We start from the raw sequence: 13762 nt of genomic DNA, 5'->3' as shown, positions 1-13762 counted from the left end.
GGTCGACGGCCGTGAGCGGGCCGCCCGCCAGGAGCGCGACGAACGCCGCGACCAGGAGCACCAGGGTCAGGGGCGTGAACACCCGCGTGAGCACGGGGGCCATGTTCTCGACGACGCTCTTCTTCGCCTCGACCAGCCACGCCGCCACGAGGAACGCGCCGGGCACCGCGAACGGCATCAGCCAGTCCTGCACGAACGGCTCGATCTCGATGTCGACGACGCCGAAGACTCCGAACAGCAGTCCCATCAGCAGCCCGCCGCCGAGCGCGATGAGGGCGAAGTAGATGACCAGCTCACCGGTGAACCGCACGAAGTCCATGCGACGGGCGTGGTCACGCCACGCTCCCCCGGTGTACGCGACGCCGAGCAGCAGCCACAGGAGCACCGGCAGGTGGGTGGCGGTGAGCGCGTACGTCATGCCGGGACTGCCGTCGGTGACGACGAACGGGTACAGGTTCACGGCGACCGCCACGGCCGCGGTCATGCCGACCAACGTGGCTCCGACGCGGCCCGGGAGGCGACGCGACCACGCGAAGTACGCGGCGAGGAACGGCAGGACGGCGAACGCCACGTTGAGCCCGAAGGCCTCGTCGTCGCCGAGTGCGAGCAGCGACTTCACCGCGATCCCGGCGCCGACGGCGAGCCCGATCAGCACGCCGAGGTCGCGCCACCGGCGGTCTGCCTCCGCAGGCGCCTCGGGGACGAGCACGAGCTGCTTCCAGAGCCGCTCGGAGTGCTCGCGGGCGAACTCGCGCGACACGTCGTCGAGGTTGCCCATGCGCCTGACCGCGACGAGGAACGCCTCGTCGTCGTCCAGGCCCCCGGCCCGCAGGTCGGCGACCTGGCCGCGCAGGTTGTCCTCAAGCTCCGCGGCGTCGTCGGGGGTGATCGCCCGGCGCCGCAGCACCCATGCGCGCCACTGGTCGATCTGGTTCTCGAGCCCGGCGCGCTCGTCGACGGAGAACTGCTCGCTCATGCCCACGCCCCCGCCGCCTCGGGCCCACGCAGTGTGTTCCACACCTGACGCAGCGCATCCCCGACGACGTCCCACTGCGCCTGCCGCTCCACGAGCGCTTCCCGGCCGGACCTCGTCAGCGCGTAGTGCTTGCGCTTGCGGCCCGCCTCGGACACGCCCCACTCGGCGGAGACGAGGCCGTTGCGCTCGAGGCGGTGCAGCAGCGGGTAGAGCATTCCGTCGCTCCACTCGAGCTCACCGCCCGAGAGCTCCCCGACGCGCTGCAGGATCGCGTAGCCGTACGACTCGCCCTCGGCGAGGATGCCGAGCACCATGGGCGTCGCCGCGGCGGCGACCAGGTCCTTGCCGATCTTCATCGCGTCCTCCTCGTTCACACCTAGAACAGCTAGGTACATAGAAGTACAAGTTACCTAGAAGTGCAAGGTAAGTGGATGACGTCGCATGACGGCACGGGCCGGACGCGGGAATTCCGACCTCGTCGACGTGTTGGGATGGAGTATGACTTCGCCCGTGAGCATCCCCGACACCGCTGCCGCGGTCGACGCCCCCTCCGCCGCAGACGAGCCCTCCGCCGCAGACGAACGCTGGGCGGCCGTCTCGGCTCCCCACGGCACCGCGGCCCTGCGCCACACCCACTGGCTCGACGCCGAGCCGCGCGCCTACGAGGGCGCGCCCGGGCTGTGGCACGGTGAGGGCGGCCGCGTCGTCGGCACCGGACTCCCGGGAGCGGTGCCCGACGTGACGCTCTCGGCCGGCGAGCACCTCGACGTGGGCGCGCTGCGGCTCAAGGCCATCAACCGCGGCGGCGCCCCCGCGCTGCGCGTGTTCGACCCCGAGACGCCCGGCCGCACCTCGCTGCGCGGCATCCTCTCGTTCCCCCACGACGACGCCTGGGCCGTCGACGGCGTCTTCCACCCGGCGGCCGAGGGACAGTCGATCGTCATCGAGAGCGTCGACGGCTACGAGCGCGAAGAGCCGGCGGTCGGCACCATCGCCCTGAACATCGCCGGTGAGGCCGTCGAGCTCACGGTCTGGGGCGATCTCGACGACGAGCTCGAGGCGGTGATCGCGGACGGCACCAGCAACGTCGACGCCTACCGCTTCCGGTTCCTGCCGATCGCGGTCCCCGCGGCCGATGGCAGCGTCACCGTCGACTTCAACCGCGCCTACCTGCCGCCGTGCGCGTTCAGCGACCACTACGTGTGCCCGCTGCCGCCGCTCAACAACCGCCTCGCCGTGCGCGTCGAGGCGGGGGAGCGCATCGCCGACCGCGCCTGACGTGGTGCCGCCCCGCGATGCGCCACAATGGTGCCGCGCGGGCGGTGCTGCGGCTCGTGATCCAGTGGCGGAGGAGCGGGCACGATGGCACGGAGCGCGAAGCCGAAGAAGGTCCGCTCAGAACTGAAGAACACCGCGTACGAGATCTTCATCGGGATCCTGTCGATCCTCTCGATCCTGAATCTCGTGCTGGTGTACGTGTTCCGCAACGATCCGTCGCTGCAGACGGTGCTGAGCGTCATGAACGGCCTGTTCAGCGTCATCTTCCTGATCGACTTCCTCTACCGGATCTTCACGGCGCCGTCGGCGTCCAGGTACTTCTTCCGCGACTTCGGCTGGGCCGACCTGCTGGCGAGCCTGCCGTTCGCCGAGTTCAAGATCCTGCGCATCTTCCGCCTGGTGCGGGTGTACCGGCTGCTGCGCACGCTCGGCGTGCGCAGCCTCGTGCGCACGCTCGTCAAGGACCGCGCCAACAGCGCCCTGATGACCTTGCTGCTCATGGGCATCCTGGTGCTGCAGTTCGGCAGCATCACGATGCTGGCGATCGAGGAGCACGCCGACGGCGCCAACATCACCACGGCCTCCGACGCGCTCTGGTACACGATCGTGACGATCTCGACCGTCGGCTACGGCGACACCTTCCCGGTGACGAACCTCGGCCGGCTGCTCGGCGCGATGATCATCATCGTCGGCGTCGGCATCTTCGGCACGTTCACCGGCTACCTCGCGAACCTGTTCCTCGGGCCCTCGAAGCCAGCTGAGCCCGCCGAGAGCGAAGCGGATGCCGCGACCGCCGTGGTCGACGACACCGCCGCCGCCACGGCCGGGGAAGCTGCTGCGCCCGGTGCCGCGCTCGCCGACGCCGCGTCACGCGGTGTCGCCGCCGGCGCCGTCGCGGGTGCCGTCAGCAAGGGGGCAGACGTGGCCGCCGACGGCACGGACACGGTGCCCGGAGTCGACGCGGCGCGTCTGCAGGCGCTGCTCGACCAGTCCGAGGCGATGAACGCCGAGATCCGCCGGCTCCTCGCCCAGCCGGGCGCCTGAGCCGCCGTCCTGCCAGCGCCGCGTCGGACCCCGCCGGCCCCCGCGGTTCGTCCGCCCTGTCGCGTGCGCGGAAGTGGCGCGTCCGGTCGCAACCGCCGGCGGGACGCAGCCACTGAGGTCACTTCGGCTCGGGGCACCGCGGCGAAGGTGGCACCGGTGGTCGCCTGCACGCTGTGCTGACTGCCAGAGGCGCCACTTTCTGCGGTGCCACTCGCTGGCGGGGTCAGCGGTGCGCGCGGGTGCGGCGCCGCGTCGCGAGCAGGTTCCACACACCAGCGGCCAGCACGACGCCGGCGGCAGCGACGGGCGCGACCAGAGCGGTACCGGCGCCGGCCCCGTCGGCGATGAGCCCGACGACGGCGGATGCCGCCGACTGGCCCACGACGACGCCCGAGCCGAGCATCGTCATGACGGTCGTCGACCGCCCCTGCGGGCTGTACGCGGCGGCGAGGCTGTACTGCGTGACGAGCGTCGGGCCGATGCCGACGCCGATGACGAGGAGGGCGACCGCGATCGCGCCGACGCTGTCGACGAACGGCAGCGCGACGGTGCCGGCGACGAGGATCGCGGCGAACGTCAGCCAGCGGGCGGGCAGCGTGAACCGGGCGGGGAAGAGCGCGACGCCGAGTGCGAGCGCGGCCGAGCCGATGCCCATCGCGCCGTAGACGAGCCCGGCCTGCTCGGGAACGCCGCGCTCGGCCATGAACGCCGTCAGCGACGTGAGCATCGAGCCGAAGAACAGGCCCATGCCCAGTGCGCCGACGGCCGGCGCGAGCACGCGGGCGCGGAACAGCTCGCGGACAGGAGCCTGGGCCGGGCGCACGTCGCCGTGCGCGGCGACCGTGCGCGCGGTGGGATGCAGCGCGAACGCGCTCACGAACACCAGCGCCAGCACCGCGGCGCCGATGACGGGCGCGGCGGGGTTCATCGTCGTCGCGAGCAGCCCCACGATCACCGGGCCGAACACGAAGACGATCTCGTCGGCCGCGGACTCGTACGCCATGGCGCCGTTCACGACCTTCGTGCGCCGGCCGGCCGGGTAGGCGCGGCCGATGATGCCGACGAGGCGGCTCCGTGACAGCGGCGACACCTGGGGCATCGTCGCGCCGATGAGGAAGGCGGCGCCGAGCAGGGCGGCATCCGCCACCGGGGCGAACGCGAGCCACGCCATGGCCACGAGCAGCAGGCTGTTCGCCGAGCCCGCGATGAGCAGTACGCGGCGCTGACCGAACCTGTCGGCGGCGGCGCCGAGCAGCGGCCCGACGAGGGCGGTGCCGAGGCCGGTCATGGCGCTCGTCGCGCCGCCGAGGGCCAGCGAGCCGCGTGCCGACACGACGAGGGTGAGGATGCCGACGACCATCATCGCGAACGGCAGCCGTGCGATGAGCGCGATCGGGAAGTACGCGTAGCCCGCCTCGCGGATGAGGCTCGGTCCGCGCGGGGGACTCGTCTGCGCGCGGGGCGCGCGGGTGTCGACGGGGGACGTGACGGTGTGCATCTTCTCCTGGCTCTCTGGCCGCCGAAGGCGGCTGATCGTGCCGCCTTGCCCCGCGCAGGACCGCGCGGGCAGGTAGATGCACATCATGGATGGCACGCCCATTCTACCGGGGCAGCCTGGGCAGGCGCCGGGTGTCTGCACGTGCGCCGAGCGAGGAACGAGACGAAGCGTCCCTCGGCTACAGGACCGCGCCGACCATCGCCTCGCCGAGCGGGCTGCGGCGGTGGAGCACGCGCGCCCCGTCGCGCGTGCTCGCGACGAGACCCGCATCGCGCAGCACGGTGAGGTGGTGGGACGCGGTCGAGATCGCCAGGCCCGTTTCGCGGGCCACCTGCGAGGTGGTGCGGGGCTCGTGCGCCTCGAGCAGGATGCGGGCACGCGCGGGGCCGAGCAGCGCCCCGAGCGCCGAGGCGACGTCGGCCGAGTCGCGTGCCCAGGTCGCGGTGACCCCCTGCGCGGGGTAGAAGAGCGTGGGCTGGGCCGGAGGCTCGGTGAGGACGAAGCAGCCGGTCGTGCCCATCACCGACGGCACCAGGACCAGCCCGCTGCCGTGGCAGTCCACCACTTCGCTCCAGATCCGCATCGTGACGCGCACGGCGCCGTCGGCCCACGTCACGCGGTCGTGCAGGGTCTGCACCATGTCACCGATGCCGCTCTCGGCGATGCGGCGCGAGCGCACCGCGATGTCGGCGCGCAGCAGGCGCTCCAGGGGGATCCACACCGGCGCGATCGCGGTGTTCCACACCGACAGCCACGCGTGGGCGATCATCGCGCGGGCGCGGTCGGGCTGGTCGAGCATGTGCTGCACCGCGGTGCGGCGTGCGCCCTCGGACCGCACCAGCACCTTCGTCATGTCGACGGCGAACCGGTCGTCGTCGATGTCGCGCAGCCGCTCGGCCTCCGCCTCGGGGGTGAGCTCCCAGGTCGGGGTGGTCGTCAGGAAGTCGGGGAAGTACCCCTCTTCGCGGATCAGCAGCGCGAGCACCTCGAAGTCCTCGCGCGGGATCGCGCCCCGGCTCGACCGCATCCATCCCCACTGCAGCGGGTACTCGTCGGGCCGCAGGATCGCGCGCACCGCGTGGCACAGCTCGTGCCCGGGGGAGATGCCGAACCGGATCCCCGTGAGGTCGTCCGGTGCGAGGAGGAAATCGACGTACTTTCGATCCACATCGAAACTATAGGGCGATGGATGCCGCCCGACGAGGCTGAGGGCATGAACAGTGCAACCCCCGCCATCGTCCCGGCCGCCGAGCTCCGCGTCGGCACCGGCCGCACCCGCCGCTTCATCGGGGCCGAGCACGCCGCCGCCGTGTCGTACTTCCTCGTCGACAACGAGCCCGGCCAGGGGCCCGACCTGCACCGCCACCCGTACGCCGAGACCTGGGTCGTCCTCGACGGCGAGGCGCGCATCACGATCGGCGACGACGTGCTGCACGCCGTCGCGGGCGACACCGTCACCGGTCCGGCGAACGTCTGGCACGGCTTCAAGAACAGCGGCGCCGGGCGCCTGCGGGTGCTCTGCATCCACGCCTCCGACCGCATCGTCCAGGAGTGGCAGGATGCTCCTGGAGTGCTCGACATCCCGGGCGATCCGTCCGCCGTGGAACCTTCCACCGACGACCCTTCCACCGACGACTGACACCCACCAGGAGAGAAACATGTCGTTTCAGGCATACCTCGACAACATCGAGACCAAGACCGGCCGGACGCCCCGCCAGCTCCTCGACGAGGCCCACGAGAAGGGGTTCGACGAGAAGACCAAGGCGACGCCCATCATCGAATGGCTTGCCGCGGACTACGGTCTCGGGCGCGGTCACGCGATGGCCATCGTCCACGTCATCACCAAGGGCCCGCAGATCAGCGAGAAGCACGTGGGCACCGATGGCACGCACTCCGACGCCACCGACGTCCTGTGGCTCGACGGCAAGGCGACCAACCCGAACCCCTGACCGATGCGGGATGCCGCCCCTACGCGTCGGGCCGGCGCCACCACCTGCGCCGGCGCTGCGCCGCGGCGTCCACAGCCTTCGCGGTCGCCTCGGCGGCGGCACGGCTCTCGCGGCGCTGCGCCCATGCCGCCACCTCGACCTCGATATCGCGGGTCGCTGTGACGACCGGCGGGCCGCCGAGCAGCTGACGGCGGGCTTCGACGACCCGGCGGTTGAAGTCCTCCAGTGCGTCCCGCACTTCGGACTCCCGTGTCAGCTGGTCGAGGCTCGCCTCCAGCGCGTCGCTCTCGACGCGGAGCATCAGCGCCGGCGGTCCGAGCCCGGTCAACTGCTCCGTCTCGATCTTGCGGCGGATCCACCAGTCGGGGTCGTGATGGTCGCCGAGATCGGGCAGGGGCTTGCCGGCACCCGGCAGATCGTCGAACTCTCCCCGGCGGATCGCCTGCTGGATCGCGGTCTCGACGACGGCCGCGCGGTCCGCGGCCGAGTACGCCTTCGCGGTCCGCGAGCCCGGGTCGGCGGCATCCGCCTCGCCGTCCGCATCCTCGCCGCCGTGGGCGGCGCGGTATCGGGCGGCGGCGAGGCGGGGGTCTTCGCTCATGACACCGAGACGTGGTCCCGCCACGAGTGCTGCGGGTCGTAGCCGAGCAGGCGACGCGCCTTGCCGATCGCGAGGAGCGTCTCGTGCTCGCCGAACTCACGGGCCAGCGGCACGTCGGGGAACACCTCCGCCACGAGTTCGGCGTTCGGGCGAGACATGACCGTGTCGGCGGCGGCGATGATGTACGTCTCGAACCCGGACGGGGCGACCTGCAGCGCCCGCTCCACGGCCTGGGCGCCGTCCCGCGCGTCGATGTAGCCCCACAGGTTCCACTTGCGTTTGGTCGCATCGTCGTCGTACGACGGGAACGCCGCGTAGTCCTCGGGCACCATCACGTTCGAGAAGCGCAGGCCGGTGATCGACAGGTCGGGGTGCCAGCGGACGAGCTCGACCGCCATGCGCTCCTCGAGCGTCTTGACGAGCGAGTACACCGACTCGGGGCGCGGTGCGTACTCCTCGTCGACCGGGATGTAGGGCGGCGGCACGTCGAACGGCAGACCGAGCACCGTCTCGCTCGACGCGTACACGATCCTGCGGATGCCGAGCCGCACGGCCGCCCAGAACACGTTGAAGGTGGCGGTCATGTTGTTGTGGAACGTCGCGACGTCGGAGCGGATGCCGGGGGCGGGGATCGCGCCGAGGTGCACGACCGCGTCGAACCCGTCGTGGCGGTCGTTGACGGCGGTCAGCGCGTCGACCACCTGCCCGTAGTCGGTGAGGTCGACCTGGACGAAGCCGGGGCCGCGCGCGCCCACCACGTCGAGGCCGATGACGTCATGACCGGCGGCGCGGAGTTCGCGCGCGACGACGGTGCCGAGCTTTCCGGACGAGCCGGTGAGAGCGATGCGCATGACACCAGCCTGCCACGACCGACCGGGCGAGGGGATGACGGCCCTTTCGAGGCGGCGGGCCACGCCTGCGGGGATCCGCCGCAGGGCAAGGTCTGCGCCTACGCTGGGTCCAGCGGCATAAGCGATCCCGCGTGGGCGCAGCCGTCGGCGTAGGAGCCGGCCGCGTGTCGCAGGATCGAGCGAGGTGGCGGAGCATGACCGAAGCGACCCGAGGCTGGCAACGGCCCAGCATCTACGACGTCGCGAAGCATGCCGGGGTCTCGCACATGACCGTCTCGCGTGTGTTGAACGATCACCCCAACATCCGCGAGTCCACGCGTGAGCGCGTGCTCAAGGCGATCGACGAGATGAACTACACGCGCAGCTCGATCGCCCGCGCGCTGGCCACACGCCGGGCCATGCGCATCGGCGTCCTCGTCGACAGTCCCGTGCAGTACGGTCCGAACAGCACCGTGCGCGCGCTGGAGAGCGCTGCGCGCCATGTGGGGTACGCGATCAGCGGGTTCTCGATCTCTGAGGATGACGACCTCCAGATCGACTCGGGGGTCGTCGAACTCGTCACTCAAGGCGTCGACGCTCTTTGCGTGATCGCGCCGCGCGCGTCGTCGCTCGATCTGCTGCGGCAGAAGAGCACGGGGCTGCCGACGATCGTGATCCGGGCGGAGCCGGATGCGGCATGGCACACCGCGGCAGTGGATCAGCGGCTGGGCGCGAAGCTCGCCGTGCAGCACCTCATCGGCCTCGGACACCGTTCCATCGCCCACCTCGCCGGTCCGCGGGACTGGTACGACGCGCGCGAGCGCGAGCAAGGCTGGGCCGACGCCCTCACCGCGGCGGGGCTTCCGGTGCTTCCCGCGATCAACGGCGACTGGACGTCCGATTACGGCTATGAGTTCGGACTCAGCTACGACTTCGACACGATCACGGCGGTGTTCGCCTCCAACGACCAGATGGCGCTGGGTCTCGTGCACGGCTTGACCGAGCGCGGGATCCGCGTGCCCGACGACGTCAGCGTGGTCGGGTTCGACGACCTGCCGGACTCTCGTCACTTCCTTCCGCCGCTCACGACGGTCAGGCAGGACTTCGCCGCGCTCGGCGCCCTCGCCCTCCGGCTCATCATCGACGCCATCGAGGGCGACGGCGGCGCGCAGCACGACATGATCGAGCCGACGCTGGTCGTCCGCTCGTCCACGAGCGCGCCCCGGGCCTGACTTCTCGCCGCTGCGATCCCGCGCGACGGTCCGGCCGCGCGTCGCTCCGGGCGACCCCGGACGCACCCGTCGCACCTGTAGGGCGCCGAGAAGGAGCCCCATGACGCAGGCGGATTGCTCGCGGCAATCGAAAAGTGGGCAAAGTCCTCTCTCCGAGTTGCGACGAGGCGATGTTAGCGCGCACAATGGGTGCACACCCGAGAATGCCCCGCTGTGGGCAAACGGACGCTTCTTCGAACGAAGCACGTCAGGGAGTCTCAAGGAGGAGGTCGCATGGCTGACAAGAAGCGCATGCTGAGCGTGCTCGTCTTCGTGCTCCTGCAGCGCGTGCTGGCCGGACGAGGGATGAGCTCATGACCGATGCGGAGCTGGATGCCGCCATCGCGGCGGTCCGGCAGGACGTGGCGAAGCTGCACGGCGAGCTGGTGCGGTACGGACTGGTGGTGTGGACCGGCGGCAACGTCTCGGGACGCGTACCGGGCGCCGACCTGTTCGTCATCAAGCCGTCGGGCGTGAGCTATGACGAGCTCGCCCCCGAGAACATGATCCTGTGCGACCTCGACGGCAACGTCGTCCCGGGCACGCCGGGCAGCGACCGCAGCCCGTCGAGCGACACCGCAGCGCACGCCTACGTGTACCGGAACATGCCCGAGGTCGGGGGAGTGGTCCACACCCATTCGACCTACGCCGTCGCGTGGGCAGCACGCGGCGAAGAGATCCCCTGCGTGATCACGGCGATGGCCGACGAGTTCGGCGGGCCGATCCCGGTCGGTCCGTTCGCGATCATCGGCGACGACTCGATCGGCCGCGGCATCGTGCAGACCCTGACGGGCCACCGCAGCCGGGCCGTGCTGATGCAGAACCATGGGCCGTTCACGATCGGCGTCTCGGCGAAGGACGCCGTCAAGGCCGCCGTGATGGTCGAGGACGTCGCCCGCACCGTGCATCACGCCCGTGAGGCGGGGCCGCTCATCCCGATCCCGCAGGAGGCGATCGACAGCCTCTACAACCGGTACCAGAACGTGTACGGGCAGTCGTCCGACGAGCGTCGCGAGGACGAGAGATGAGCCCCGACGCTTCGTCTCGTACCCCGCTCAGCGCGGACGCCGCCGCCCAGGCGATCCTCGACGGCCGCACCGCGCTCGGCGTCGAGTTCGGCTCCACGCGCATCAAGGCGTGCCTGATCGACCTCGACGACCCGTCGACGGTGCTCGCGGTCGGCGCGCACGAGTGGGAGAACCAGTACCGCGACAAGCTCTGGACCTACCCGCTCGACGACGTCTGGACGGGGCTGCAGGCCGCGGTCGCCGACCTCGTGGCCGACGCCGAGCGCCGCCACGGCGTGCGTCCCACGACGTTCGGGGCGATCGGCGTCTCCGCGATGATGCACGGCTATCTCGCGTTCGACGAGGCCGATGAGCTGCTCGTGCCCTTCCGCACCTGGCGCAACACGAACACCGGCCCCGCCGCGGCGGAGCTCACCGAGCTGTTCGGGGTCAACATCCCGCTGCGGTGGTCGATCGCCCACCTGCACCAGGCCGTCATCGACGCCGAGCCGCACGTGCCGCAGGTGCGCTTCGCCACGACGCTCGCCGGGTATGTGCACTGGCGGCTCACGGGCGAGAAGGTGCTTGGCGTCGGCGACGCGTCCGGCATGTTCCCCATCGACTCCGAGACCCGCGACTACGACGCCGAACTGATCTCGCGTTACGACGAGCACGCCGCGGGACGCGTCCCCGCGCTCACCGATCTGCTGCCGCGCGTGCTCCTGGCAGGCGAGACCGCAGGATCGCTGACGGCCGAGGGCGCCGCACTGCTCGACCCGACGGGGACCGTGGCCGCCGGCATCCCGTTCTGTCCGCCCGAAGGCGACGCCGGAACCGGCATGGTCGCCACGAACGCGGTCGCGCCGCGCACCGGCAACGTCAGCGCCGGCACGAGCATCTTCGCGATGGTCGTGCTCGAACGCGCCCTGTCGTCCGTGCACCACGAGCTCGACCTCGTCACGACGCCGTCCGGCGACGCGGTGGCGATGGTGCACTGCAACAACGGCGCGAGCGAGCTCGGCGCGTGGGCCGGGCTCTTCGGCCGGTTCGCCGCAGCCGCGGGGACCCCGGTCGACAACGACGCGGTGTTCGATGCGCTGTTCCGTGAGGCGCTCGACGGCGACGCCGACGCCGGCGGGCTGCTCGCCTACAACCACCTCGCCGGTGAGCCGATCGCGGGCCTGGACGAAGGGCGCCCGCTGTTCGTCCGCACGCCCGACAGCGCCTTCACGCTCGGCAACTTCGCACGCGCCCAGCTGTACGGCGTGTTCGGCACCCTGGCGCTGGGAATGCGCGTGCTCGACGCCGAGGGGGTGAACCTCGACCGTATGTTCGCGCACGGCGGCCTCTTCCGCACCGCGGGGGTGGCCCAGCGCTTCCTCGCGGCGGCCCTCGACGCTCCCGTCGCCGTCGGCGACACCGCGAGCGAAGGCGGCGCGTGGGGGATCGCGGTGCTGGCCGCGTACACGGGGGCGGTGCGGGATGCCTCGCTCAGCACGAGTGCCGGGGCCCCGGCATCCGATCTCCCCGCGTATCTCGATCAGACCGTCTTCGCCGATGCCGCCATCGACGTCGCCGACCCCGAGCCGGCGGACGTCGCCGGCTTCGCCGCCTACCTCGACCGCTACCGCGCAGGCCTCGCTGTCGAAGCGGCCGCCGTCACGTCACTCTGCCCTGAAGGAATACCCGCATGACCCGCACTTCCCTCTCCACCTCGCTCGACGCGTACGAGATCTGGTTCGTCACGGGCAGCCAGACCCTCTACGGCGACGAGACCCTGCGCCAGGTCGCCGAGCAGTCTCAGGCGGTCGCGGCCGGCCTGGACGGGCTGCCGGTGAAGGTGGTGTGGAAGCCGGTGCTCAAGGACTCGGATGCGATCCGCCGCCTCGCGCTCGACGTCAACGCGCGCGACGAGGTCATCGGCGTGATCGCGTGGATGCACACGTTCAGCCCCGCCAAGATGTGGATCGCCGGGCTCGACGCGCTGCGCAAGCCCCTGCTGCACCTGCACACGCAGGCCAACGTCGAGCTGCCGTGGGCCGACATCGACTTCGACTTCATGAACCTCAACCAGGCCGCGCACGGCGACCGCGAGTTCGGGTACATCCAGACCCGGCTCGGCGTGGCCCGCAAGACGGTCGTCGGTCACGTGTCGAACCCGGCGGTGCGGCAGCAGGTCGAGGACTGGCAGCGTGCGGCGGCCGGGTGGGCGGCATCCCGTTCCCTCAAGCTCGCCCGCTTCGGCGACACCATGCGCTACGTCGCGGTCACCGAGGGCGATAAGACCGAGGCCGAGCTGCGGTTCGGCGTGCAGGTGAACACGTGGGGGGTCAACGAGCTCGTCGAAGCGGTGGATGCCGCGACCGACGCCGACGTCGACGCCCTGGTCGAGGTGTACCTGGCCTCTTACGACGTGGCCGACGAACTCCTGCCCGGCGGTGAACGGCACCAGTCGCTGCGCGACGGCGCGGCCATCGAACTCGGTCTGCGCTCGTTCCTGGAGGAGGGCGGGTTCGGCGCCTTCACGACCTCGTTCGAGGACCTCGGTACGCTGAAGCAGCTGCCGGGGCTCGCCGTCCAGCGGCTCATGGCCGAGGGGTACGGCTTCGGCGCCGAGGGCGACTGGAAGACGGCGATCCTCGTGCGCATCGCGAACGTGATGGGCGAGGGCCTGCCTGGCGGCGCGAGCCTCATGGAGGACTACACGTACGACCTCGTCGCGGGCGACGAGAAGATCCTCGGCGCGCACATGCTCGAGGTCTCGCCCTCGCTGACCACGGCCAAGCCGCGCCTCGAGGTGCACGAACTGGGCATCGGCGGCAAAGACGACCCGGTGCGCCTCGTCTTCACCGCTGACCCGGGCCCGGCCCTCGTGGTCGCGATGAGCGACATGCGCGACCGGTTCCGCCTGGTCGCCAACGTCGTCGAGAACGTCGACGCCCCCGACCTGCCGAACCTGCCGGTGGGCCGCGCGGTGTGGAAGCCCGCACCCGACTTCGCGACCAGCGCCGCCTGCTGGCTCGCCGCCGGCGCCGCGCACCACACCGTCATGACGACGGCCGTGGGCATCGAGGTGTTCCGCGACTTCGCCGAGATCGCCGCCACCGAGCTCGTCGTGATCGACGAAGACACCACGGTGCGCGGGTTCCAGCGCGAGCTGCGCTGGAACCAGGCCTACTACCGCCTCGCACAGGGGCTCTGAAGACCAGCCGCGGGGCGACCGGGCGCTCCGCGGCGACCACGGCCGCACGTCGACGTCGTCCGCCGTCGCGCTACTGTGAAATGTTGACCCACGACCGACAAGGGAT

14 protein-coding genes are annotated in these 13762 nt (G+C 71.2%); 8 read left to right on the top strand and 6 right to left on the bottom strand.

The annotated features are described in order from the left end of the window. Together ACTHNQ_RS14480 and ACTHNQ_RS14475 are read right to left on the bottom strand one after the other, a co-directional pair. On the bottom strand, window positions 1-976 hold a 976-nt coding region (locus ACTHNQ_RS14480), incomplete at its 3' end, for a permease prefix domain 1-containing protein (RefSeq protein ID WP_440334449.1). After that, the gene (locus ACTHNQ_RS14475; protein ID WP_440334447.1) at window positions 973-1332 is read right to left on the bottom strand and encodes a PadR family transcriptional regulator; all 360 of its coding nucleotides are present in this window, start codon (window positions 1330-1332) and stop codon (window positions 973-975) included. The genes ACTHNQ_RS14480 and ACTHNQ_RS14475, both read right to left, overlap by 4 nt. Window positions 1333-1474: 142 nt before the next feature. Between ACTHNQ_RS14475 and ACTHNQ_RS14470 the strand changes: the two genes are divergently transcribed. Both ACTHNQ_RS14470 and ACTHNQ_RS14465 read left to right on the top strand, forming a co-directional pair. Further along, complete coding sequence (locus ACTHNQ_RS14470) at window positions 1475-2254, top strand: DUF1684 domain-containing protein (RefSeq protein ID WP_440334445.1); 780 nt, start codon at window positions 1475-1477, stop codon at window positions 2252-2254. A gap of 84 nt (window positions 2255-2338) precedes the next feature. Then, complete coding sequence (locus ACTHNQ_RS14465; RefSeq protein ID WP_440334443.1) at window positions 2339-3298, top strand: ion transporter; 960 nt, start codon at window positions 2339-2341, stop codon at window positions 3296-3298. Between the two features lie 223 nt (window positions 3299-3521). Here the strand turns inward: ACTHNQ_RS14465 and ACTHNQ_RS14460 are convergent, their stop codons facing one another. Together ACTHNQ_RS14460 and ACTHNQ_RS14455 are read right to left on the bottom strand one after the other, a co-directional pair. Next, on the bottom strand, window positions 3522-4796 hold the full coding sequence (locus ACTHNQ_RS14460) for an MFS transporter (protein ID WP_440334441.1): 1275 nt from the start codon (window positions 4794-4796) through the stop codon (window positions 3522-3524). 178 nt (window positions 4797-4974) lie between these two features. Further along, window positions 4975-5964, bottom strand: coding sequence for a DUF5937 family protein (locus ACTHNQ_RS14455; protein ID WP_440334439.1), 990 nt, complete (start codon window positions 5962-5964; stop codon window positions 4975-4977). A gap of 45 nt (window positions 5965-6009) precedes the next feature. Between ACTHNQ_RS14455 and ACTHNQ_RS14450 the strand changes: the two genes are divergently transcribed. Further along, on the top strand, window positions 6010-6435 hold the full coding sequence (locus ACTHNQ_RS14450) for a cupin domain-containing protein (protein WP_440334437.1): 426 nt from the start codon (window positions 6010-6012) through the stop codon (window positions 6433-6435). Window positions 6436-6454: 19 nt separating this feature from the next. Continuing rightward, window positions 6455-6745 carry a DUF4287 domain-containing protein gene (locus ACTHNQ_RS14445; RefSeq protein ID WP_440334436.1) on the top strand — a complete coding sequence of 97 codons (291 nt, stop codon included), beginning with the start codon at window positions 6455-6457 and terminating at the stop codon, window positions 6743-6745. A 19-nt stretch (window positions 6746-6764) separates the two neighbouring features. Here the strand turns inward: ACTHNQ_RS14445 and ACTHNQ_RS14440 are convergent, their stop codons facing one another. After that, entirely contained in the window at window positions 6765-7346 is a 582-nt protein-coding gene (locus ACTHNQ_RS14440) for a DUF1992 domain-containing protein (RefSeq protein ID WP_440334434.1), read from the bottom strand. Beyond that, window positions 7343-8197 (bottom strand): NAD-dependent epimerase/dehydratase family protein, encoded by an 855-nt coding sequence (locus ACTHNQ_RS14435; RefSeq protein ID WP_440334432.1) that lies wholly within the window; start codon window positions 8195-8197, stop codon window positions 7343-7345. The genes ACTHNQ_RS14440 and ACTHNQ_RS14435 overlap by 4 nt, the downstream gene beginning before the upstream one ends. 194 nt (window positions 8198-8391) lie before the next feature. On the opposite strand from ACTHNQ_RS14435, the gene ACTHNQ_RS14430 reads away from it, so the two are divergent. The 4 genes from ACTHNQ_RS14430 (at window position 8392) to araA (ending at window position 13656) form a co-directional block, all read left to right on the top strand. Beyond that, window positions 8392-9408 carry a LacI family DNA-binding transcriptional regulator gene (locus ACTHNQ_RS14430; protein ID WP_440334430.1) on the top strand — a complete coding sequence of 339 codons (1017 nt, stop codon included), beginning with the start codon at window positions 8392-8394 and terminating at the stop codon, window positions 9406-9408. Between the two features lie 353 nt (window positions 9409-9761). After that, window positions 9762-10475, top strand: coding sequence for an L-ribulose-5-phosphate 4-epimerase (locus ACTHNQ_RS14425; protein ID WP_018173044.1), 714 nt, complete (start codon window positions 9762-9764; stop codon window positions 10473-10475). Then, window positions 10472-12148, top strand: coding sequence for a xylulokinase (locus tag ACTHNQ_RS14420; RefSeq protein WP_440334428.1), 1677 nt, complete (start codon window positions 10472-10474; stop codon window positions 12146-12148). Before ACTHNQ_RS14425 ends, ACTHNQ_RS14420 begins: the two co-directional genes overlap by 4 nt. Then, a complete protein-coding gene (gene araA, locus ACTHNQ_RS14415) occupies window positions 12145-13656 on the top strand; it encodes an L-arabinose isomerase (protein WP_440334427.1) in 1512 nt (503 codons plus the stop codon). Before ACTHNQ_RS14420 ends, araA begins: the two co-directional genes overlap by 4 nt. Window positions 13657-13762 lie beyond the last annotated feature (106 nt).

The organism is Microbacterium sp. (genome assembly GCF_051953575.1).
Taxonomy (GTDB): domain Bacteria; phylum Actinomycetota; class Actinomycetes; order Actinomycetales; family Microbacteriaceae; genus Microbacterium.
The sequence above is the reverse complement of the archived record's forward strand: the minus strand, read 5'-3'. Positions and strand labels throughout refer to the sequence as shown.

Bases quoted from the DNA above. Each gene is read 5' to 3' on its own strand.
- ACTHNQ_RS14475 (WP_440334447.1), bottom strand. From the start codon at position 1,332: ATGAAGATCGGCAAGGACCTGGTCGCCGCCGCGGCGACGCCCATGGTG.
- ACTHNQ_RS14470 (WP_440334445.1), top strand. From the start codon at position 1,475: ATGACTTCGCCCGTGAGCATCCCCGACACCGCTGCCGCGGTCGACGCC.
- ACTHNQ_RS14465 (WP_440334443.1), top strand. From the start codon at position 2,339: ATGGCACGGAGCGCGAAGCCGAAGAAGGTCCGCTCAGAACTGAAGAAC.
- ACTHNQ_RS14460 (WP_440334441.1), bottom strand. From the start codon at position 4,796: ATGCACACCGTCACGTCCCCCGTCGACACCCGCGCGCCCCGCGCGCAG.
- ACTHNQ_RS14450 (WP_440334437.1), top strand. From the start codon at position 6,010: ATGAACAGTGCAACCCCCGCCATCGTCCCGGCCGCCGAGCTCCGCGTC.
- ACTHNQ_RS14445 (WP_440334436.1), top strand. From the start codon at position 6,455: ATGTCGTTTCAGGCATACCTCGACAACATCGAGACCAAGACCGGCCGG.
- ACTHNQ_RS14440 (WP_440334434.1), bottom strand. From the start codon at position 7,346: ATGAGCGAAGACCCCCGCCTCGCCGCCGCCCGATACCGCGCCGCCCAC.
- ACTHNQ_RS14435 (WP_440334432.1), bottom strand. From the start codon at position 8,197: ATGCGCATCGCTCTCACCGGCTCGTCCGGAAAGCTCGGCACCGTCGTC.
- ACTHNQ_RS14430 (WP_440334430.1), top strand. From the start codon at position 8,392: ATGACCGAAGCGACCCGAGGCTGGCAACGGCCCAGCATCTACGACGTC.
- ACTHNQ_RS14425 (WP_018173044.1), top strand. From the start codon at position 9,762: ATGACCGATGCGGAGCTGGATGCCGCCATCGCGGCGGTCCGGCAGGAC.
- ACTHNQ_RS14420 (WP_440334428.1), top strand. From the start codon at position 10,472: ATGAGCCCCGACGCTTCGTCTCGTACCCCGCTCAGCGCGGACGCCGCC.
- araA (WP_440334427.1), top strand. From the start codon at position 12,145: ATGACCCGCACTTCCCTCTCCACCTCGCTCGACGCGTACGAGATCTGG.